Annotated in this window: 19 protein-coding genes; 6 read left to right on the top strand and 13 right to left on the bottom strand. The window is 33.7% G+C overall.

The window, feature by feature from the left end:
- Positions 1-64 precede the first annotated feature (64 nt).
- From L3049_RS04035 to L3049_RS04050, 4 genes are all read right to left on the bottom strand, one after another.
- Positions 65-823, bottom strand: a complete 759-nt coding sequence (locus L3049_RS04035; protein ID WP_275108507.1) for a LytR/AlgR family response regulator transcription factor — start codon at positions 821-823, stop codon at positions 65-67.
- Positions 824-879: 56 nt separating this feature from the next.
- Entirely contained in the window at positions 880-1,692 is an 813-nt protein-coding gene (locus L3049_RS04040) for a sensor histidine kinase (RefSeq protein WP_275108508.1), read from the bottom strand.
- Positions 1,693-2,324: 632 nt separating this feature from the next.
- The gene (locus L3049_RS04045) at positions 2,325-3,272 is read right to left on the bottom strand and encodes an NAD(P)-dependent alcohol dehydrogenase (RefSeq protein ID WP_275108509.1); all 948 of its coding nucleotides are present in this window, start codon (positions 3,270-3,272) and stop codon (positions 2,325-2,327) included.
- Between the two features lie 138 nt (positions 3,273-3,410).
- On the bottom strand, positions 3,411-3,983 hold the full coding sequence (locus L3049_RS04050) for a nitroreductase family protein (RefSeq protein WP_275108510.1): 573 nt from the start codon (positions 3,981-3,983) through the stop codon (positions 3,411-3,413).
- A 187-nt stretch (positions 3,984-4,170) separates the two neighbouring features.
- Here L3049_RS04050 and L3049_RS04055 point away from each other — a divergent pair, with 187 nt between their 5' ends.
- On the top strand, positions 4,171-5,436 hold the full coding sequence (locus L3049_RS04055; protein WP_275108511.1) for a metallophosphoesterase: 1,266 nt from the start codon (positions 4,171-4,173) through the stop codon (positions 5,434-5,436).
- Between the two features lie 93 nt (positions 5,437-5,529).
- Here the strand turns inward: L3049_RS04055 and L3049_RS04060 are convergent, their stop codons facing one another.
- Entirely contained in the window at positions 5,530-6,234 is a 705-nt protein-coding gene (locus L3049_RS04060; RefSeq protein WP_275108512.1) for a LytR/AlgR family response regulator transcription factor, read from the bottom strand.
- Entirely contained in the window at positions 6,222-7,238 is a 1,017-nt protein-coding gene (locus L3049_RS04065; RefSeq protein WP_275108513.1) for a sensor histidine kinase, read from the bottom strand. Before L3049_RS04065 ends, L3049_RS04060 begins: the two co-directional genes overlap by 13 nt.
- A gap of 400 nt (positions 7,239-7,638) precedes the next feature.
- Between L3049_RS04065 and L3049_RS04070 the strand changes: the two genes are divergently transcribed.
- A complete protein-coding gene (locus L3049_RS04070) occupies positions 7,639-8,010 on the top strand; it encodes a hypothetical protein (protein ID WP_275108514.1) in 372 nt (123 codons plus the stop codon).
- A 113-nt stretch (positions 8,011-8,123) separates the two neighbouring features.
- Here L3049_RS04070 and L3049_RS04075 read toward each other — a convergent pair whose 3' ends face one another.
- Entirely contained in the window at positions 8,124-11,165 is a 3,042-nt protein-coding gene (locus L3049_RS04075) for a DUF2268 domain-containing putative Zn-dependent protease (RefSeq protein ID WP_275108515.1), read from the bottom strand.
- Positions 11,166-11,366: 201 nt separating this feature from the next.
- Between L3049_RS04075 and L3049_RS04080 the strand changes: the two genes are divergently transcribed.
- The 4 genes from L3049_RS04080 to L3049_RS04095 all read left to right on the top strand — a co-directional run bounded on the left by L3049_RS04080 (position 11,367) and on the right by L3049_RS04095 (position 15,143).
- On the top strand, positions 11,367-12,224 hold the full coding sequence (locus L3049_RS04080; protein WP_275108516.1) for a PPK2 family polyphosphate kinase: 858 nt from the start codon (positions 11,367-11,369) through the stop codon (positions 12,222-12,224).
- 182 nt (positions 12,225-12,406) lie between these two features.
- Complete coding sequence (gene map / locus L3049_RS04085; RefSeq protein ID WP_275108517.1) at positions 12,407-13,186, top strand: type I methionyl aminopeptidase; 780 nt, start codon at positions 12,407-12,409, stop codon at positions 13,184-13,186.
- A 107-nt stretch (positions 13,187-13,293) separates the two neighbouring features.
- On the top strand, positions 13,294-13,989 hold the full coding sequence (locus L3049_RS04090) for an IspD/TarI family cytidylyltransferase (RefSeq protein WP_275108518.1): 696 nt from the start codon (positions 13,294-13,296) through the stop codon (positions 13,987-13,989).
- 89 nt (positions 13,990-14,078) lie between these two features.
- Positions 14,079-15,143, top strand: coding sequence for a CDP-glycerol glycerophosphotransferase family protein (locus L3049_RS04095; protein WP_275108519.1), 1,065 nt, complete (start codon positions 14,079-14,081; stop codon positions 15,141-15,143).
- A gap of 35 nt (positions 15,144-15,178) precedes the next feature.
- Here the strand turns inward: L3049_RS04095 and L3049_RS04100 are convergent, their stop codons facing one another.
- The 6 genes from L3049_RS04100 to ggt form a co-directional block, all read right to left on the bottom strand.
- Positions 15,179-16,018 carry an adenylyltransferase/cytidyltransferase family protein gene (locus L3049_RS04100; RefSeq protein ID WP_275108520.1) on the bottom strand — a complete coding sequence of 280 codons (840 nt, stop codon included), beginning with the start codon at positions 16,016-16,018 and terminating at the stop codon, positions 15,179-15,181.
- A gap of 178 nt (positions 16,019-16,196) precedes the next feature.
- A complete protein-coding gene (locus tag L3049_RS04105; RefSeq protein ID WP_275108521.1) occupies positions 16,197-17,102 on the bottom strand; it encodes a glycosyltransferase family protein in 906 nt (301 codons plus the stop codon).
- Positions 17,103-17,132: 30 nt separating this feature from the next.
- Positions 17,133-18,092 (bottom strand): glycosyltransferase, encoded by a 960-nt coding sequence (locus L3049_RS04110; RefSeq protein ID WP_275108522.1) that lies wholly within the window; start codon positions 18,090-18,092, stop codon positions 17,133-17,135.
- A 92-nt stretch (positions 18,093-18,184) separates the two neighbouring features.
- Positions 18,185-18,940 carry a hypothetical protein gene (locus tag L3049_RS04115; protein ID WP_275108523.1) on the bottom strand — a complete coding sequence of 252 codons (756 nt, stop codon included), beginning with the start codon at positions 18,938-18,940 and terminating at the stop codon, positions 18,185-18,187.
- Entirely contained in the window at positions 18,924-19,469 is a 546-nt protein-coding gene (locus tag L3049_RS04120; RefSeq protein WP_275108524.1) for an NUDIX hydrolase, read from the bottom strand. The genes L3049_RS04115 and L3049_RS04120 overlap by 17 nt, the downstream gene beginning before the upstream one ends.
- Before the next feature lie 454 nt (positions 19,470-19,923).
- Complete coding sequence (ggt, locus tag L3049_RS04125) at positions 19,924-21,615, bottom strand: gamma-glutamyltransferase (protein ID WP_275108525.1); 1,692 nt, start codon at positions 21,613-21,615, stop codon at positions 19,924-19,926.
- Positions 21,616-21,724 lie beyond the last annotated feature (109 nt).

The following is a 21,724-nucleotide window of genomic DNA, read 5'->3' on the forward strand; positions in this document are numbered from 1 at the left end:
GTATCCTCTACTTTGGTTGCTTATCTGTTTGGCAGATGAGTGCCTATATTTATTCTAACCTGAACTAGCTATTCAACCATTTTTTAAGCTCATTACTTTTTAATCTGCTAACAATAATAGCTTCAGGAATATTTATATCACAATGCACCTTTAACTTCCCATTAAAATGTATACTTAGATGTTTAATTGCTTTTCTGTTTAGCAAATATTGTCTGTTGGCACGAAAAAAATAAGATGGATTTAATGTCTTTTCCAAATCTTCCATTGTGTAGGGAATAACATGACTTTCATTATCAAAAGTATGACATTTAACCAAACTACTGTCAACATAAAAGGCTGCTATGCTTTCAACATCGATAGGATAAAGTCTGTCTTTTTTTTGAATTAAAAATGAATTTTTATATGCAGCACTTTTTGACTCATTGAGGCTATCATATATCGACTCTAGTAGAGTTTGATCAATTTGAGGTTTTGTTTCTTGGTATTTATCCATTGCTAGCTCTAGATCTTCAATACTAATTGGTTTCAATAGGTAATCCAAACTATTGTGTTTAAAAGCCTGAATTGCATATTGATCATACGCTGTAGTGAAAATTATTGGAGCGGATATTTTAACATGTTTGAATATCTCGAAAGAATTTCCATCACTTAAGTGAATATCCATTAATATTAAATCGACAGTTGGGTTTGTCTTGAAAAAATCTATACCATCGTTTACCGAATCTATTATACTGATAATATCCAAATCCTTAATTAATTCGGTTAACATGGATTTAATTTGTTCCTGAGCTGCCCACTCATCTTCTATAATAACGATTTTCATTTTTCTATTTGATTTATTGATCAACAATTAAACTAAACAAAGTATAATTAAGTATGCTAAAATGCTTTAATAGGTACTTTAACAGTAAACTTATCGTCCTTAATAATAACCAGTTCTTGTTTTAATAAAATCCTACACCTTTTTGAAAGACTTGAAAGTCCATTGCCAGTGCTATTTACTTTATTTATTCGCTCTTTCAAATAATGCGAAACCACTAATAAATCATCTTCAAGATAAATTGAAATAAGCAATGGCTTACTTCTTGAAAAAATATTGTGTTTTTCTGCATTTTCTAGAAGAAGCTGAATAGCCATTGGAGGAATCAAATAATGCTTTTTAGAAGGCTCAATTTTAACCTCAACATTAAAATTATCCTTATGTCTAATTTTTATCAATTGTATATAATCATTTGTAAATGATAATTCTTCCTCTATAGTGATTAAATCCTTGTCTCTACTAGATAAAATATATCTATAAATTCGAGAAAGATGTGTCACAAATTTCCCTGCATGAGTTTTGTCTAATTGAATTAAAGCACTTAACGTATTTAATGAATTGAATAAAAAATGAGGATTAATTACACCTTTAATTTCGTTCAATTCACTTCGCAGCTTTTCAGTTTGGAGTAATTCTTTTTCTTTTTGCTCCAATAAACTTTCTTGCTGATAATTCATTGCACTGTAAATAACAAAACTAAAAACATACACCACTGTCCATCCAAAATAATAAGCTGAAACGCCATTTTCATTGACAATAAATAATGATTTTCTTACTAAAAAACACATCACCATAAAAAGTGCATATAAGCAAATGTTTCCTATTACCGATAATAAGATTTTTGATTTTTTATGCTGTAATGGAAAAGCCAAAGGCAATACGATCAAATTAAAATAAATGGTAGACCACGATATTACAAATGTCATGATTAAACCATAAGCCCATTGTAAATAATTAACATGATCATTTCCACTATTAAATATCTCCATGAGATACTCAAATGTCCTATTAGCGTTAATAAAAAGAGAAAAAATTAAGGAGATTAAAACTAACCTCTTTTTTGTTTTATTACTTGCATAATGTTGACTCATGTTTTTACTATTTGATTAAGGCCAAAGCTTATAATTTATTAAGAATAATTCGTATTAAACGTAATCAATTTGCTGATTATATTAAAAACATATTTGAATAAACATTCCTTGTTTGCCCAAAGTATATTGGCAAATATTAAATGATGGTAGAAGTTACAAACATTTTTTATTTACAATTCTCATTTTCGCTTACACTTCTCGCTTTTGCATCTATAAAATTACGCGAAAAGGTGCATGTAATCTTGATAATTCTTGTTGAACTGTATTTAGAATACTGGTGAAGTGTCCAAATTAAAAGCTGAAGTGATTTCTATTTTCTTATAATTTGGTAAAACGAGAATTAGAGATAAAATATAAGCATTTATAAAAAACAAAGGCTAGTTTCATCGTGAAACTAGCCTTTTACATTTCGATTATTCGCTAATTTTGAGCGATAGTTTACCAACTACCCTGCCCGTTTCACTATATTCATGTGCTCTAGCTATATCGTTAATATCATATGTTTTATCAATAAAAGTTTTTAAAAGACCTGCATCAACAAAATCAGCTAATAACTCCAAATCTTCTTTACTCTCCTGAACAAATATCTTCTTCATTTTTTTCGAGCTTACCAAATTGTGTATAGATCCAAGCAGAAGAATATTAAATGATGGTAAGGTAGTTACGAAAACTCCTCCACGCTGCAGTAGGTGCTTTACTTTAAAATATTCCTGATTTCCAATCACATCAAAAAAGATATCATAATCTTCTTGTAGTAAATGAAAATCTTCCTTGGTATAATCAATTACTCTATCAGCGCCAAGCTGCTTTGCAAACTCAACATTTTTTGTACTACAAATGCCAGTTGCCTTGCAGCCAAATGCTTTCACCAACTGCAATGCAAAAGAACCAACTCCCCCCGAACAACCGTTAATCAGCACACTCATTCCTTTACGGATTTTCCCCATATTTCGAAGTGCCTGTAAAGCTGTTAAGCCCGCCAATGGCAAGGTTGCAGCCTCTATGAAACTCATTTTCTGTGGTTTTAAGGCTAAATGACTAGCGGAAGTGGCAACATACTCGGCATATGCACCATTTTTAAGAATATCAATTTTACCAAAAACCTCATCGCCAATACGAAAAAACTGAACATTCTTACCAACTTCAGCAATTCGACCAGCAATATCCCCTCCAAGCACACATGGCAGCTTCTTTCTCATGAATAGCTTCAATGTACCTTTACGGATTTTCCAATCTACCGGATTGACTGAAGAAGCATATACTTCTACCAATACCTGATCTGCCTTAATTTTAGGTCGAGAAAGATTGGTTATTTCCAAAACCTCAGGTTCTCCATATCTTGTCATCACCACTGCCTTCATAATGTCTGATTTATAAATTCAACAAGCTCCGAATGAATGTTTTGCACTATCTTCAAGTTACGACAAGTTTAGAATTATTTCAAAATTAAAAGAGGCTCCTCTATATAGAAAAGCCTCCTTTAAATATTTGCAAACTACTTACTTCATATCTTCCCAATCACCATCAAAAAGAATCTTGTTCAATGGCTTTCGTTCCCTTTTATTGGATTCCATTTCTCGAATATTTTCTGGCAAAACATCAGGATTGCCGATATAACCAACTGCAATCATGGTTAGTACATCAAAATCATCAGGAATTTCGAACATTTCCCTTGCCTTTTCGACACTAAAGCCAGCCATTTGATGCATGTAAAGATCCATGCTTGTTGCTTGGGCAGACATATTTCCAATTGCCAAACCAAGATCATGAGCAGCATGATGATTTACTTTACCATTTTGAGCAAACTTTTTAGAAACTAAAGTCAAGATAATCATTGGAGCCGTTTTCACCCACATCTGATTAAATTCTACCAAACAAGACAAAAGTTGTTCGTATCGTTCAGCATATTCCTTTGTGGCGTAAATAAATCGCCAGGGTTGTTCGTTAAAACATGAAGGTGCATAAGATGCTGCTTCGAATAATTTAACAACTTTCTCTTCCTCAATTTCTTGATCAGAAAAAGCTCTTGGACTCCATCTGGTGTCAATTAACTCATGAATTTTCTCGGTCATTTCTTTTGTGGTTTAAAGTGCTTAAAAGTATCATTACTATAGAACCTTTACTTTCAGTAAGATCCTCTTAAATTTTAGGTGCCATTTAAGATAAGCATATTTTAACAAAAATTAAGGACTCACTTGTATTTTATTCTATATATTTGAGGCTAATTTATAATCAATGAACCACTTATTAATTTATTAGATGAAAGCAAGTGTTTTTCTATTGATTCCTCTGTTACTATTTATGCTTTTGGTAGATATTTATACTTACCGCGGTGTAAAACCTCTGATTGCCAGAATTAACAATGCACTGGCAAGACAATCATTAACCATACTGTTCTGGGGAATTTCGGTTTTTATTTTTGCAGCTTTTAGCATTTTCATGTTTGGAATAAAACATGTTAAACAATCCGAATCTTACATATATGTTGGATACCTAGTTGCTGGTTTTTCATTGTTCTACATTCCAAAGTTTGTATTTATACTTTTCGTTCTATTACAGGATATTCAAGGGGCGATAGCGAGAACCATTCGTTGGTTCAGGGAGAGAAAGAAAAAGAGTGTACCACAGTTTAATTCGAAGAGAAAAATGGAGCGTTCCGAATTTTTATATCAAATGGGTTTAATGCTTGCAGCTATACCCTTCGCCTCTATTCTTTATGGTGTAACAAAAGGTAAATTTAAGTTCCGCATCATGCAGGAAAGCTTAAGTTTTCCAAACCTGCCAAAGGCCTTTCAGGGGTTTAGGATTGTTCAGATATCTGACATGCATCTGGGAAGTTTTAATAAGAATTACGAAAAAATAGAAAAAGCAATTGAATTAATTAACGAGCAAGAACCTGATATTATTCTTTTTACTGGTGACCTGGTAAATAATTTTGCTGAGGAGACCGAAGGCTGGGCACCGGTTTTGAATAAGATGAATGCCAGAATGGGGAAATTTTCCATATTGGGGAATCACGATTACGGTGATTATTCCCATTGGCCATCAGCTGAAGCCAAAGCCAAAAATTTACAGGACATTAAAAATTTCCATGCCGATATGGGTTTCAAATTGCTGTTAAATGAGAGCGAAACCATCAGCATAAATGGTGATGAAATCGCTTTAATTGGTGTTGAGAATTGGGGTAAACCACCTTTCCCTCAACATGGCGATTTAGATTTAGCAATGAAGGATAATGAGAAGCTACCATTCAAATTATTAATGAGTCACGATCCCTCACATTGGGATGAAAAAGTTCTGGACACCGATATCGATCTTACATTTGCCGGTCATACACATGGTATGCAATTCGGTATTGAACGTGCCGGCATCAAATGGAGCCCTGTGCAATACAAATACCCGCGTTGGGGAGGTTTATACAATAAGGGGAAGCAATTTCTATATGTAAATCGTGGCTTTGGTTATATTGGTTTCCCGGGAAGAATTGGTATGCCACCTGAGATTACTTTGGTTGAATTGACTTAAAAGAGTCCTAAAAATATTTAAAGAGAAAAGGATATGCTATGGCGTATCCTTTTTTGTATTTCCAAATTACGAATTAACCTTCCGCACCACCACTTACAATTTCATTCGTTCTTTCAAATCTTTACGATAAGAGCGTCCAACAGGTAATTCTTTATCAGAAAGAGAAACTGTGTTGCCAGATATGGATTCAATTTTTGCTAAAGGGACAATAAACTGACGGTGAATACGAATGAATTTATCCTTAGGGAGTATCTCCATTAAATGAGCCATCGTTTCACGACTGATACATTTACCTCCATCGTATCTGCAAATGGCATAATCACCATAACTTTCGAAGTAGCTTATTTTTTCTAATCCTAAGCGAACTATCTTTTTATCGACCTTCAAATTAATTACTTCCTCTGTATCCTGGCTATTGATCACTTTACTGATCGCCTCTTTCTGTCTATCATGATAACGATTAATTGCGCGAGCCATTCTTTCCAGTGATATTGGTTTCATCAGATAATCAACAACATCTAAATCAAAAGCCTCAACAGCATAGTTTCGATATGCTGTAGTAAATATTACTGCTGGCGGATGCTGTAATGATTTTAAAAACTGTAATCCGTTTATCTGCGGCATTTCTATATCCGAAAAAATAAGATCAACCTCATTGCTTCTTAAAAAACTCATAGCTGATGGTGCAAAATTAAAACGCCCTATAATTTCCATTTCAGGAAAACTTTCCAAGTGTCGTTCAATAATTCGAATAGCAATTGGCTCATCATCTAGCAACAAACATTTTATCTTTCGCATACATTGTCGTTTAAGACCATCAATCGCAATTCAACTTCAAAATAATTATCCTGTTCCTTAGTCGTTAACTGATGCTTCTGAGGATAAATTAAATCCAGTCTTTTCTTTAGATTCTCAAGACCGATACCTCCATTTTTATGATCTTGAATTCTTAATCCTGTTGGGTTTTTAACTGTAAATACTAAATCGGTATCTGTAGTCATTCGAATTGTAATTTCACTTTCCTCATTTTCTTTCCTGGAAGAATGCTTAAAGCAATTTTCAACCAATGGAAGAAACAACAAAGGCGCAATTAATATATTTAGTTCCTTCCCTTTACTTAAATCCATATTCAAATCAATAGTATCAGCAAACCTTCCCTTTTGTATGGTTGCATAGTTTTCTATTAATTCAATCTCCTTGGCAAGAGACACAAATTCGGTATTGCAACCATAAAGCGTGTAATCTAAAATATCCGAAAGCAGCATAATCATACGAGGTGTTTCTTCCGATTTTTCCAGACTTAAACCATATATACTATTTAAAGAGTTAAACAAAAAATGCGGATTAACTTGTGCCTTTAAAAGACTTAACTCTGCTTCTTTTAAACGCAATTCAGTTTCTACCTTTACCTTATCTTGTTGTTCTCTCAGCCTTTGTTCTTTTAGGCTTCGTTGAAGCTGACGGTAGGCTACCCCAACCAAGATTACAAAATATAAGCCTACGATTAAAAAACGCACATCCATAGTTGCAGGATCAATTCCCGCCAGGGAATAGTTCCATATTAAAACATAAAGGCCTGCAATAATTAAGGTTTCAATACTAAGCGATAAGCACATCAGGTAAAACAAATACAAACCAAAACGAAAATAACGTTTGGTTAGTAAATATCTGGGAATCAGAAAATTGTTAAGAAGACGTGTACTCACATAGGCAAGCGGCACAAAACAAAGACAAAAAATTAATGCATTGTAATAATCTTGACTATACAAGCCAAAGAAAACCGAAATGAATAAAAAGGCCATAGACCAAGTTAACAGAGATAAAACTGTTCTTCTCCAGTTCCTAAACGTTTTTAATGTAAAAATTGTAGTATTCGCCATAACAAATACGAAAATATATAATTTATACTGAAGCCTTGCTCCTTATTTTTGATATACGACAAACAGTTCGATTTATGCGATAAATGACAATTGGAATAGTGAGAACGGACACACTTGTATAATCCTCTCCTTCTAAACTTTACTTATAACTATTCAACTATATATCTCGAAATAATCTTTCTGAATTTAGTTTTAATCTATTTAACCGATTGCAAGTGTCGTTTATCGCAACATATGATATCCTAAACGCAAATAATTTGAAAATAAACTAACAGACTATAAGTTTGATTTGTATTTTTGTTTAACCAAAACCTATTAAAACATGTTTGATTTTTTTATTAAAGGTGGCATAGCCGGAATGAGTATTGTAATGTTATCTGGAATTGGAGCTATCATTTGGTCAATTATTTCTACTGCCAAATTTTCAAAAAAAGGTTTCATTACCAAAAGACATCTTGATGCAATTTTGTTTCTCGGAAGTTTTAGTTTTTTCATCGGAATTTTATGGCAAGGAATAGGTCTTTCAGAAGTTCTAAGTATCATACAGGGATATCCAAACATATCACCTGAGGCCATTGCAGCAGGTTTGCGAGTGAGTATGATATCAGCAATTACTGGAGCCATACTATTTGCAATATCAGCTATCTTTTGGATTTGTCTTCGTTATTTGAATAATAAGAAAGCAGAAATTTAAAAGTACAAATAAAACCTACCATAAACTCTTGTTGAGCGTGTGGCTATGATTTGAACAAGGATACGCTATGGTGTATCCTTTTTTTGCTATAAAAATACGATATGAATATTCAATTAAAACGCGCTTAACGAGAAAGACACTAACAATTCAGTGAACAGGTTATTCGTTTGATTTTCGTAACCAACTCTTATTCCTAAATCAACTGGAGCCGAGAATCGAAGAACATGCAGGTCAGTGGAAAGTTCTGTTCCAAAAGTTAAAAAGGTATCGGTATAAGTAAACAAATCCTGATTCATATCTTTATACATTCCCTTTTGGTATCCAAAATCAACGAAAGAGTTCATTTTTATACGTTTGAAATAAGCCAGTGGCCCAACATTCCAATCGGGGTAAGCCAATGGCATGGCATAATCAAAGCCTAGGGTAAGAATGTCTTCTCCATACAAATTGCTCATCCCTCTTGGACTTTTTATCATGTTTGAGAATCGAGATTCAAAGCTTGATCGGTTTTGATAAGCTCCATATAGCTTTGTACCATGATGTTTGCTTACTCCTGGAAAATAAAGATAAGCCTCAGCAGAATAAGTCTCTCCTAAATCATTATCGCCGAAAGGTGTGTGGCGATAGTTCAATTCCAAAACTTGTGCCCATTGATATTGGACATCACGTGGAGCCATTTTTACAATATTATATGCAAATAACTGATATTCCATTATTTGCTGTGTAATGCTCTTTTTCCCAAAATCATACTCTCCTAAGCCCAAAGTATTTGTCTGAGTGGTAGCCAAAGGAGTATATTTCATATTTGTCAACTTCGCCAAACTGTAAGTTACTTTAGGCGTTATTTTTGTCGAATACTTGCCCCCTGACAGATTAAATGGCAAACTGATACTGCTTTCCCAATTCCATTGTTTTAAGGAACGATGAACCAAAATTGTATCGATTTGTTGTGGCTCAACTCTATTTGCTAGTGTCGCAAAACTGGCTTCCTGTTTACCGACTGTCAGTTTCGAATCAATTATTGGAAACATTCCTTGGTAAGACATGTTCACATAAAATTGCCCATCATCATAACCTTCTTGCTTTTTATAACCCACTGTTGTAAACAATGTGCTCAACTTATTTTGTGAAGCTACAGACACACCTATATCCGATTTCTGTTCCAATCCATCGATAAAAACAGGTGCCCAAGAATGGAAATTAAATAAATGACCTAATTTGGAATATTTCTTCACCTCAAAACGATCCATATTAGTGGTGTCAGGATTTAACTTTTCGCCCAACTGATCAGATAAACTTTCTGCCAAGGGAAATTTATGAAAAGTATGATTCCAATCCTTCCAATTGTCTGTTTCAATTCTTGCTTTAACTGGCAAATAACCATCCGATGTGTAATCAGAATAATACAATTCATTACCATTTACATGAGGATCGCGCCCTCCAAATCTGGAAGAAGTTACTTGGTAAACTTTACCATTTGATTTCTGATAAGTAAAAATATTATCAATTCCCGTAAAATTGGCTGTGAAGAAAAGAAACCCTTCGCCTACTTCCAATTGAGAAATATCCATACTTCCTGATTTAAACAGGCTAGTCTTATTACCTGATGCTAAATCAAGTTCGACCAATTGTTTTCCTTGCTTATCCAAACTAACATAGACAATGGTTTTGTTCCCATCCCATTTTGGAGAAAGAATAAATTCATTCTCATTAGCCGATATGCGTTGTTCTACCCTTTTATTTTCTGTATTAATAATCAACAGATAATTATTTCCAACATCATCCGTTTCGACTGCCACAATTCGTTTTCCGTTTTCTGAAAAAGCTGGTCCAAATAAGCTGTTCTCGTGCTTAATTTTACTTCTATTCTTTAGTTTGGCATCATAAACTACCAACACACTTTTATCGGCCTTCTCCCAACGCAAATGATCTTTCCTTTCCGACCAAATCAGCTTGCCATCTGCATAATCAAAACCAGTGTTAAAATCATATCCAGGTATATATAATTTTTCCTTCCCACCAGTTTTACGGATTATTTCAAAATAAGCAGCATCTGCCATGCCCTCTTTCAGTACAATTACATCGCCATTATCCTCTTTATGCGGATAACGTATATTGGTATAATATTTTTCACGATTCGACAATTGTTCAAACTTTGTAAGCTCTAGTTGAGCATCTTGCACCTGCCACTCCCATTGCAATTCTTTCATTGTATCGTAATACAACGTCAATTTGCCATCTGCTCTGGTATTTTTATTCTTTACTTCTGCCCAATCAACATCTTCAACGTTAATTCCTTTTGCTAATAGCTCTTTTTGCTTTTCGGATAAAAAAGAAAAAACGGCATCTCGTTTGCCATTCATTCCTTTTTTAATGCCATCTGCAAAACTGGTTATACCCAAAGGCTTTCGTGCAACACGCGTTAATGTTTGTTCCCACAATTGATCACCATAGTGTGCTCTGGCTTTACCAACCAAATAATAACCAAGTTTATATCGATCGGTCGCATAATTCTTATATGATCCATTAATTGCCTTGTCGTAAGAATAATTCCCTTTCTCCAATAATTGCGCCCTTAATTCCTGTTCAAAAAACGGAGAACGTCCTCGTCCCGATTCGCCCAATGCCGTTTCGGTACAAACCGCATCTCCTTCTAAAAACCAAGGTGGTAAATACAATCCTACAACAACCATAGTGGCTTGCTGCCCAAAAATATAATTCATGATACGAGTAAAGCCTTGCTCCATTTTATCTATCTGTATCACATGTCTATATTCATGTGTACTTACATGATCAATCCAAAATTGCGAATCATTATCGGGTGCTGAAGTATTAAAGATCTCCATTCTTTTAGGTGCCCAAGCTACCATACCATTACTTGTGGCACTATGCGTATGCACAACAACGGAAAACTTCTTTGGTTGATGCTCTAAATCTTTTCCTCCTTTTTCAAGTAAATCTTGAAAAATAGCTGCCATGTATTTTGCCTTTTCTTCATAAGCTTGTGGAAAGATAATCTGAAATTCATCAGTATTAATCTGTTTCCAATTAATAGAAGCCGGATCTTGTCCTGTACTAAAATACTGAGCGTTAACAAGTCCGCACGTAGATATCAAACAAAGGAAAACAAAACATATTCTAACAAATCTTATCATACAAAAAGAGTAATTATTACAGTTTTACAAAAATGCCCAAAACTATTTCTAAAATCGAGCCAGATGGACAAAAGTTCCTAAGGCAAGGATCCAAATTCACAAACAACATAAGAATAAAAGACTTAAGTGATCGGCATAGGATAAATAATAATTTTCTAAACGACTAAAAATACTTATTTTTAATTGAATTAAAACTTCTTTATGAATATCAACAAATATAAAGTCGAACAAAAAATAAGCTTAGGAAATATCGCCACTTTCGAAGAAATTGATGATGCTAAGAAAAAACTTAAGCATATCCGAAGAGAGATAAGCGAGTTACAAGACATCATGTATGCACATGGGAAATATAGCATGCTTATTTGTTTGCAAGGCATGGACACATCTGGAAAGGATAGTTTAGTGCGTGAGGTTTTTAAAGATGTAAATGCAAGAGGTGTTGTGGTACATAGTTTTAAAAAACCTACTTCTGCTGAATTAAAGCATGATTTTTTATGGCGGCATTACATTGCCTTACCCGAAAGAGGTAAGATTGGTGTATTTAATCGCACACATTACGAAAATGTTTTAGTGACAAGAGTTCATCCAAATTATATTCTTGGAGAAAAAATACCTTCAGTAACTAATATTAATGTTTTGAATGATGAATTCTATCACAAACGCATGCAGCGCATTGTTAATTTTGAAGAACACATTGCTGAGAGTGGAACAATTGTATTAAAATTCTTCTTACACCTCTCTAAAAATGAACAAAAGAAAAGGTTGTTGCGAAGATTAAACTTGAAAGCAAAAAACTGGAAGTTTTCAAGCGATGATTTAAAAGAACGTAAGTTGTGGAATTCATATCAAGAATGTTACGAGGATGCAATTAATAACACTTCTAAAGATTTTGCTCCTTGGTATATTGTTCCTGCAGACGATAAAGCTACTACCCGATTAATTGTTGCACAAACAATACTTCAAACTTTACAAACTTATAAGGATATAAGTGAACCAAGCCTCGATAAGGAAACGCTGGCAAACTTAGATGAGTTTAAAAAGCAACTTGAAAATGATTAAAAATAAACGATCACAAGTATCAATTCATACAAATATTTACCAATATCAATGATTCATTAGATTTTATTCGTGTAATTTGTTCTAATTAAGGGCCTAATTTGATTTGCAAAATTCGATTACTATGCAGACCTTTGCCCACTTAATAATACAGAACGATTAAGTTCTTCTGAATACAAGTAAATATGAGTAAAATCCTTATCAAAACACCAGAACAAATTGAGGGTATTCGCAAAAGTGCTCAACTAGCTGGTAATACACTAAAATACATTAGCAATTTCGTTGAACAAGGTGTTAGCACCCAATATCTTGATGAGCTAATCGAAAAATACATTAGAGATAATGGAGCCATTCCTGCTCCTTTAAATTATCATGGTTTTCCAAAATCGTGTTGCATTTCTTTAAACGATGTAATATGCCATGGTATTCCCAATGAAAAAACCATCTTAAAAAATGGTGACATTCTAAACATAGATGTAACAACTATTTTAGATGGATATTATGGTGATACTAGTACCATGTTTACTATTGGCGATGTAAGTGAACAAGCATTGAGATTAGTAGAAGATACCGAGCATGCCTTGTACTTGGGAATTGAGCAGGTTAGACCTGGCAACTACTTTGGAAATATCGGTTTTATGATTGGCCGATATGCAAAAGGAAAAAAATACAGTGTTGTTTATGAATTTTGTGGTCATGGTGTTGGGGTTGAATTTCACGAAGCTCCACAAGTAGAGCACATTGCTGCTCGAAACTCAGGCCCAAAAATGAAAGAAGGTATGATTTTCACTATTGAACCGATGATTAACCTTGGAAAAGCAAGAGCCGTTGTTGATGAAAAAGATGGTTGGACAGCTCGTACTATAGATCAAAAATTATCAGCTCAATTCGAACACACAATTCTAATTACGAAAGATGGGTATGAAATTCTTTCGGATGTTGGCAATTACGAAATCTTCCGATAAAATTTCATTTCACAAAATATAAATGCAACCGCTTCCTATTGAAGCGGTTCTTTTTTTATCTTTGAATTGCATCGGAAAATTGTTATTAATTAATCAAAACTCTTTACATGAAAAATGTTGCCGTGATATTAGCTGGTGGAAGCGGAAGAAGAATGGGTGGATCTTTGCCTAAACAATTTTTAGTTCTTGGTGGCAAGCCAATTATTCAACATTCTATTGAAGCTTTCGAAAAAAACACTAATATCGATGAAATATGCATCATTATTCACTCTGATTTTATCCAGGAAATTGAGAATATCCTTATTGAGGGACAAATCCAAAAAGTGAAGCACATTCTTCCTGGTGGCAAGGAAAGAAGTGATTCAAGTTTGGCAGCAATCAATGCCTACCAAAAGGAATCGAATGTAAGCCTAATTTTTCACGATGCAGTAAGACCTTTTATATCGCAGGATATAATCAACAATGTAATTCAAGAAGTTAAAGATGGTAAATCGGTTGCTGTAGCCATATCAACTGTAGATACCATTTTCCAGATTAACGAAAAAAATCAAATTGTATCTGTCCCACAAAGAAACCTTTTAAGACGTGCACAAACACCACAGGCCTTTTCGTACAATGTCATTAAATCTGCTTACGATATTGCTCTAAATGATCCTCATTTTGTTGCTACCGATGATTGCGGCGTCGTTCTAAAATACCTACCGAGCGAATCAATTTTTATCGTTGAAGGTGATGAATCGAATATAAAGATCACTTTTGAGCAGGATTTAGTGCAGGGGGAAATCATTTTAAAAGAGAAATAAGCAATGCTTTAGTAATAATACTTCTCAGACATTCTCCCTTCAGAAATTAGCTTATCTTTGGCGCAAAATCAATAGAAAAACCATCCTACATGAATATCTTATTTGATGTTTTAAACATCTACTACATTCCTCAATATTTTCCTGTTTGGAGAGAACTTAAAAAAAGAGGTCACAATTGCTCTCTAATAGTCTACTCCAAAAAGAACGATAAGAATTTACTTGCAAGTACTCTTGAAAATTTGGACATATCATATACTTGGGTTCATGATGACAGTGAAGCAAAGGATTTATACCTGACTCAAAAGCCTGATTGGATTTTCTTTGGAAATGAATTTGCTTTTCTTGATGAAATTCATCAGAAATCGAAAACAGTGCAAATGGGACACGGAGTTGGACCTAAACCAAGTTATTATCGAAAATCGGATACTCCAATGACCGTTCGTTTCATGGAAGGAGAAGTAAGATTGAAGAAAATTGAAGAAATGTATCCTAAGGATAAGTTTGTTCAGGTTGGATTTAGTAAGCTTGATCCTATTTTTGATGAAACAGAACAAGGATTAGATCTTGCAAAATTGGGATTGGATCCGAGTAAAAAGACAATTTTATATGCTCCTACATTTAATCCAACTTCATTAGGATGTTTCCCAAAAAACTGGCCAAGTGAATTCTCTGAATATAATATTTTAGTAAAAGTTCATTCTCTTACTCTTTCTAGAGATCGATACAAGAAAGATCAAGAAAGAATACAGGCATGGAAGCAGTACTCTAATGTTTATGTTGCAGGAGTTGATGAATTTTCATTGGTCCCATTTCTTAAAACTGCTGATGTTTTAATCAGTGAAGCTTCTTCTACTCTATTTGAGTTTGCTGCTCTAGATAAACCCGTAGTAATATGCGACTTTTATGATTTGAAATGGTCTTACAAAGGCATCTTTAAATATCGTTTTGCAAAAAGATTCGGGGCCGATTCTGTAATATATAAAGAACTAGGAGCTCACGCTGCAAACTATAAAAAACTAAAACCAATAATTCAGGATGAAATAGAAAATCCTAAAAACTATAAAAATAACAGACGCAAATACAATATTGATCATGTTGGACCAACAGATGGTAAAGCTTCGATTAGAATTGCAGATTATTTGGAGAATAACTAAAAGCAAAAGGCTGTTTCAATGAAACAGCCTTTATTTTATTTTATCAATTTTAAAGTATCTTTTAGAATCGTAGAACTTACACTTGGTGTGTAAGGAAAATAGACCATTTCGCAGCTCACAGGCGGATATTTTCCTCTCCAATCATCTCCTACTGAAATGGCATCAATCTGATATTCATCTACAACTTTTTGTTTGTTTTTATCCTTTTGTGGAATCACTTCATCTACAAACTTTATTGACGATATAATTTTTGCACGTTCCTCGAACGGTATAACTGGCTTTTTGCCTTTCGATTCTAAAATCAATTCATCTGTAGACACCCCAACAATAAGATGTTCACACAATTTTTTAGAATTCTCTAAGATGTTTAAGTGTCCGTAATGAAACAAGTCAAAACAACCAGAAGTATAAATTCTTTTGTATTTCTTTTCAGGTGATGACTCTCCTAATTCAATCTGTACTTTTTCTTGAAGAAAACGAAACATTTCTGAATTAACTGGATTATTATTTACAGCTAAATTCGCTGGCCCTGGCCAAAATGCATCAATAAACTCCTGATTATTTATTGTAACTGGTATCTCATAACGAGGAATTACATGAAAATGAACTTCTGGATCAACCATCATTAACATTAAATAGTTAATCTTATCGCATTTAAATGCTCTTGAAAGACCTAGTTCAATATCTTTGGTAACAATACTTAACTCCATCATTGCATCTTGTGAAATTGAATGGAAGTTAGTTTTCTCCTCTTTACAAATTAATATCAAAGAACCCAATGTGATTTGTTCTTTTCTCAACAACACCAACCAATGCTTGTATTCTTTCACCAATGAACTTGGGTAAGCAAATTTAGTTAAGGTATCTCTTAGCATATCAATCTCTCCTTTGATTTATTTCGTTTTTTTTAATTTCCTTACCTTCAATAATATCACAAAACTAACCAATATCGCATAAGATACAAGAATAATAAAAGGCTTTCTTGTGTTTGAATACAAAGAAAGCCTTTTACTATTTTATCAAATTACAGGAACGATCTCACTCCTTAAAATCCTAAAAAATGGATTCATCCCAGATATTTGTTAATCTCTTTCCTTTTCCATATACATGAAAATGTTGATTTTCGGCTAACCTATGACCTGTTAATCTTTCGAACCACATTAGAATACTATCCTTAAAATCAAAATTTCTCTTCTTAGGATCAATCTTAACCTCCCAGTTAATTTCCTTCATACGCTCTTGCATTACTTCAGGATGTGTTCCATTATAATCCAAAACACAGTCATAATCTTTGCTAAAATCAAAACCAGTTTCTACTGATCCTTTGTTCCAAAATCGTTTATTCCAAAGACTACTATTTACCTTTTTCTTCATTAGTAATGGTGAACGAACCCAACCGTAATGATATACATGAGCATCCAATTTAACTCCTGTAGGCTTCTCTCCATCAACTTTCCTAAACCCCTGAGCATCATGCCATGATCTTATCTTTTTATTATTTCGGATGATTCTCATCTCTCTTCGATACCACTTTCGTCCAAACCCCAAGTAATCGTAGCTTCCCCAAAAATGCTTCCAATTGAATAAAAATCCATCAACATCAAGATTATCCTTATGCTTTTCCATTGCTTCTCTAATCTCGGGATAGTCTTTCTCATGCAGAACCTCGTCAGATTGCAAATAAATACACCAAGTATATTCTTCACTAATTTTATCTATGGCCTTATTCGTTTCAACACCTAAAAAATGTCCATTCTTATTGTTTTTAGACCAAACAGAATAAACAAACTCAATTTTATCTGAATCTATTGTACGAATAAAATTCTCTGTATCATCTTCCCCATCTCCAAGTGCAACAATAAATTTATCAACAAGCGGTAAAGCTGATTTGATCGCTTCTAATACAGGGTAATCATAGAGAACCGCATTTTTTACTATTGTAAATCCACAAACTTTCATTCTTTGTCTTATTTTGTTAAACTTTCTCAATTAATCAAACATTGGATAATGTCGTTTGCCAACTTTTAGCTTATGAATAGGAGCATCTTTATGCAAACTATTCCCATTCAATACCTTTTCATAAAGCTCTAAGTAACCATCTGCCATTTGTTTCACACTAAATCGATCACACACGTATTCATGACAATATTTTCGATTATAAGCTCCAAAATTACTAGCAGCATCAATCAATTCAGAATACGAGTTAGAAACAAAACCAACATCTGATGGAATCAATTCTGGTAATGAACCATAAGTACTTCCAAAAACAGGTGCTCCAAAATATAAGCTCTCAACAATAGCCAAACCAAATGGCTCATGCCAAACTACTGGAAAAAGTAAAGCTTTGGATTGATTAATTACCTTGCTTTTCTTTTCTCCTCCGAGGAAACCTTTGTATTTTACAGTTCGATTAAAAGGAATACCTCGACCTCCAATTACCGCTAACTTTTCGTTAAGCTCCTTCGAAATTTTCACACAACCTTTTAAATTTTTCTTACTTCTACTGGCTTTGCCTAAAAATAAAAAATGCTCTCTTTTCAAACTCCAGTCAACAGGGCCATATTCATTAAAATCAATACCATTGTAAACAAATACATCACTACCATGTCTTTCTGCATGATTTTTAGAAATAAAAACGGTGTTTTTGTCATATACAGTTTCGGGAGCACTGTTTCCATGCAAAGTTACGATGTATGGAGTTTTTAATGCTTCCTTAATTGGAAAATTAACATGTACTAAATCAATATCTGCAGGTATTTGATCATTAAGTTTAACATTTGGGTTATAAATATAAACTTTAGCAAATTCGCAAGAAGAACCTTGTCCCGACAAAAAACTAACCTCATGGCCTCGTTTGGTTAATTCTTCGCCTAACCACCATACTATTCTTTCTGTGCCTCCATATAGAAGTGCGGGGATTTTCAGGTCGCAAACCAAAAGAATTTTCATATTTCTTTCTCTTTTTTTTTGGATTAACTGTTATGAATCTAACAAAAGACAATCTACTGACAATGCTCAATTATTTTAATGTTCAAAATAAACTAGCAATTACCTTTCAGCCTTTTTTTCAAATTATTCTTTCTATTTATTTCAGCCTTATGCTCTTTATCAAATTGGATCAATAATTTAGCAGCCTCAGCCTCATTTTTATTATTTATACGAGCGTATTCTTTAGCCACGATCTCAAGTTCCTCTTTGCTAGCCCATATTTGAGAAAAGTTTTTTAAGCCTTTCAAATAATCCATTTTTTCAAATTTTAATCTATTGATATCTACAATTGAGAAATCATACTTATCATTAGCTAATTTAGTAATAAGAATGTTACCTCTCGAATAATCTAAATGGTGAATTCCATTTTTATGAAGCTTTTCATAAGTAAAGACAGCAAATTGTTGAAGAATATTTTCTTTATCAGGAAACTCAAAGCCTATTAAATCACGGATTGTGAATTCATATTTGTGATGAAGTGAAATATAATAACTATCATGAAATAAACCATTCTTTAATTTTTCAACAACAGCTATTGGTTCTGGTGTATTGGCTCCTCTCTTTATAATCTCCATACCATATTGAAAAGAATGTTTTGCCTTTGAACCACGCAACCAAGCGTAAGCGATTTTATTAATTAAATGTGGAATTTTAAAAGATTTCACATTCAACAATATCCCCTCAACTTCAAAAACTTTAATTTCATTTCGCCCTTTATATATGGATTCTCCTGTATTTTCAAAGTTTACAGGTAAATCTTTTAAAAACCGTTTTAGTTTATTGTATTTGGGATTAATATGTATTCTCATTCAAATTTTTATTTACAAATGCCATTACCATTTCCTTCATCGAAACAGAACCTATTTCATCAAATGGAATTTTATCGAATTGATAAAACTCATAAGCCGAAATATCATCTTTAGCATCTATTCCATTAAACGAATTAATTTTGCAAATGTAGGCTAAATCAATTGTAAATACAGAAAGTCCTCCAAAAATATATTCATTAGGGTAAGACATAAAATATTCCATTTTATCCACATTCAAATTCAATTCTTCTTTAATCTCCCTGCGCATTGCTTCTTCTGCGGTCTCCATCACATCAACAAAGCCTCCTGGCAAATCAAGCATGCCTATATCTGGACTACATGCTCTTCTGGTAAGTAATATTTCACCCTTATCATTAACTATTAGTGCTGCAACTGCAGCCGATGCATTTACATACAAATGAAAATCACAACTAGCACATAAAAAAGAATTGTCGAGTTTAAAGTTAAATTCAAGGCTGCCACATTTTGGACAGTATTTTATTACTTTTTGAGGATTTGTAGGACTCATAAATCAATATTAAGTATGGATTTTGCAATTGCATCTCAAAAGTAATATTTATTCGAATTGAAAAGAAGATTACATAAAACAATTAACAATTGTTTACCCAAATCAGAAAATCACTTTCAATTTAATAGAAAACGCTTTATTTATGCGATTCTAATCAATTTAGACTGACTAAAAATTACCCTACACAACTGCTCTTAGCCATGGTTTTCTGAGAAAAGTTACTACTTTTAAATCGAAGCAAATAACTAATGGGACAAGCCGACCTCGTTTTATCCAGACATTTAATATTGGGGTTATCTTTTTTTGAGTTTCAATAAGTCGCTATTATATGGAGAGCTAAAAAATATCATGGCCTCCCATTATTTAATTTGCTAGTCGAAACGATATATCGAAAACCTAACCCAACTACCATAAATTTAAAAAGGCAAATTTCATTTGAAATTTGCCTTTTTTACTAATAGCCACTTACACTGCTATCCTTATGTCTTTTTGAGTCAGCAATACCAATATACTCGCCTGAGTCAGTCACAAAAACATTTGCCATCATTCCAATTCTAGGTTGTTTTTTTATTTTATGTCCAAGAAATTCTAATCTTGCAAGCACCTCTTCCGACAACAATTCGTTCTCAACATAAACCTCATCGGGCAACCATTGAGAGTGGAAACGTGGAGCATCAACAACATCTTGCGGTAACATTTTAAAATCAATTGCATTTACAATATTCTGAAACACCGAGGTAATTATTGTGGATCCTCCTGGAGAACCAAGTACCATGAACAATCGACCATCCTTTTCCACAATAGTTGGTGTCATACTACTCAACATTCTTTTACCAGGCATTATAGCATTCGCCGCACCGCCAACTAGTCCAAATTGATTTGGAATTCCTGGTTTGCTACTAAAATCATCCATTTCATTGTTTAAGAAGAAACCACCACCAACCACAATCACCTTACTTCCGTAATTACCATTTAAGGTTGTAGTTACCGATATGGCATTGCCTTCCGAATCAACAATAGAAAAATGTGTTGTTTCAAAACTTTCAATCAATTCTACACAACCTGCTTTAACATCCTGCGAATTTGTTTTAGCCGTCATGCTTATATTCGAAAAACGATTTTTCAAGTATTCATTATTAATCAAATCTGCTGTTGGAACTTGGCAACAATCAGGATCCCCTAACCAAGTTGCCCGATCAGCATATACTCTACGTTCCAATTCAACCACAGAATGTATGTGCTCAAAAGATCCAAAATCATATTGGTCTAATTGGCATTGTTCTGCTCCTTTTAGCAACTGAATTAAAGCCACGCCTCCACTTGATGGTGGTGGCATAGATATAAGCTTATGGCCTCGGTAATTTCCCAATATTGGCTTTCTCCATACAGAATGGTATTTCTCCAAATCCTTAGCTGTTATTATCCCACCATTTTTTTGCATCTCAGCTACAATCAAATCGGAAGTTTCGCCAGTATAAAAACCATTACGCCCATTTGTTTTTATTCGTATTAATGTTCGCGCTAATGCAATATTCCTAAGCGTATCTCCTTCTTCAAAAAGAGTTTTTCTTAGATATGGAACTGATTCTTTTCCTTTATTCTGACTTTTGATCTGATCTTGATAATCATTTAATTTATTTGCTTCCAACTCACTCAATACAACTCCATCTTTAGCTAGCTTTATTGAAGGTTCGAGCAATGCCTCCCACTTCATTTTTCCATATTTCTGATGAAGTTTTACCATGCCATCTACTGATCCAGGGACCCCTACTGCCAAATGTCCTTTTTGACTTAAATCAGAATTTACATCACCATTTTCATCCAAATACATTTGCTCAAAAGCTGCCTGTGGAGCTGTCTCTCGAAAATCTAACGAATTGTATTCACCATTTGATGTTCGAATTACCGCAAATCCTCCACCGGCAATATTTCCTGCTCTTGGATAAGCAACCGCTAATGCAAACTGAACAGCTACTGCCGCATCGAAAGCATTTCCGCCATCTTTCAGAATTTGATTACCAACATCGGAAGCCAAATAATGTGCTGTAACTACGACACCATTTGGATAAGATTTTGATTTTGTAGGAACATTGCAGGAAAAAACAAAAAGCAATGCAAGGCTTATGGTCGAAAGAAATTTAAACATATCATATACGATTTAGAGCTCTAAAGATAGATAGCTTTTAATTATTTGACAGCTTTTGACCATAAAAAATAGCTGTTGCAAATTGCAACAGCTATTAAATTTATTCCTC

Origin of the sequence: Labilibaculum sp. DW002 (genome assembly GCF_029029525.1) — a bacterium.
Classification (GTDB): domain Bacteria; phylum Bacteroidota; class Bacteroidia; order Bacteroidales; family Marinifilaceae; genus Paralabilibaculum; species Paralabilibaculum antarcticum.

Excerpts from the sequence above, each read along its gene's own strand:
- L3049_RS04070 (WP_275108514.1), top strand. The coding sequence starts at position 7,639 with ATGTTTGATTTTTTTATTAAAGGTGGCATAGCCGGAATGAGTATTGTA.
- L3049_RS04080 (WP_275108516.1), top strand. The coding sequence starts at position 11,367 with ATGAATATCAACAAATATAAAGTCGAACAAAAAATAAGCTTAGGAAAT.
- L3049_RS04095 (WP_275108519.1), top strand. The coding sequence starts at position 14,079 with ATGAATATCTTATTTGATGTTTTAAACATCTACTACATTCCTCAATAT.
- ggt (WP_275108525.1), bottom strand. The coding sequence starts at position 21,615 with ATGTTTAAATTTCTTTCGACCATAAGCCTTGCATTGCTTTTTGTTTTT.
- L3049_RS04060 (WP_275108512.1), bottom strand. The coding sequence starts at position 6,234 with ATGCGAAAGATAAAATGTTTGTTGCTAGATGATGAGCCAATTGCTATT.
- L3049_RS04115 (WP_275108523.1), bottom strand. The coding sequence starts at position 18,940 with ATGAGAATACATATTAATCCCAAATACAATAAACTAAAACGGTTTTTA.
- L3049_RS04105 (WP_275108521.1), bottom strand. The coding sequence starts at position 17,102 with ATGAAAGTTTGTGGATTTACAATAGTAAAAAATGCGGTTCTCTATGAT.
- L3049_RS04055 (WP_275108511.1), top strand. The coding sequence starts at position 4,171 with ATGAAAGCAAGTGTTTTTCTATTGATTCCTCTGTTACTATTTATGCTT.
- L3049_RS04045 (WP_275108509.1), bottom strand. The coding sequence starts at position 3,272 with ATGAAGGCAGTGGTGATGACAAGATATGGAGAACCTGAGGTTTTGGAA.
- L3049_RS04050 (WP_275108510.1), bottom strand. The coding sequence starts at position 3,983 with ATGACCGAGAAAATTCATGAGTTAATTGACACCAGATGGAGTCCAAGA.
- L3049_RS04090 (WP_275108518.1), top strand. The coding sequence starts at position 13,294 with ATGAAAAATGTTGCCGTGATATTAGCTGGTGGAAGCGGAAGAAGAATG.
- L3049_RS04035 (WP_275108507.1), bottom strand. The coding sequence starts at position 823 with ATGAAAATCGTTATTATAGAAGATGAGTGGGCAGCTCAGGAACAAATT.
- L3049_RS04120 (WP_275108524.1), bottom strand. The coding sequence starts at position 19,469 with ATGAGTCCTACAAATCCTCAAAAAGTAATAAAATACTGTCCAAAATGT.
- L3049_RS04110 (WP_275108522.1), bottom strand. The coding sequence starts at position 18,092 with ATGAAAATTCTTTTGGTTTGCGACCTGAAAATCCCCGCACTTCTATAT.
- L3049_RS04100 (WP_275108520.1), bottom strand. The coding sequence starts at position 16,018 with ATGCTAAGAGATACCTTAACTAAATTTGCTTACCCAAGTTCATTGGTG.
- L3049_RS04075 (WP_275108515.1), bottom strand. The coding sequence starts at position 11,165 with ATGATAAGATTTGTTAGAATATGTTTTGTTTTCCTTTGTTTGATATCT.
- L3049_RS04065 (WP_275108513.1), bottom strand. The coding sequence starts at position 7,238 with ATGGCCTTTTTATTCATTTCGGTTTTCTTTGGCTTGTATAGTCAAGAT.
- map (WP_275108517.1), top strand. The coding sequence starts at position 12,407 with ATGAGTAAAATCCTTATCAAAACACCAGAACAAATTGAGGGTATTCGC.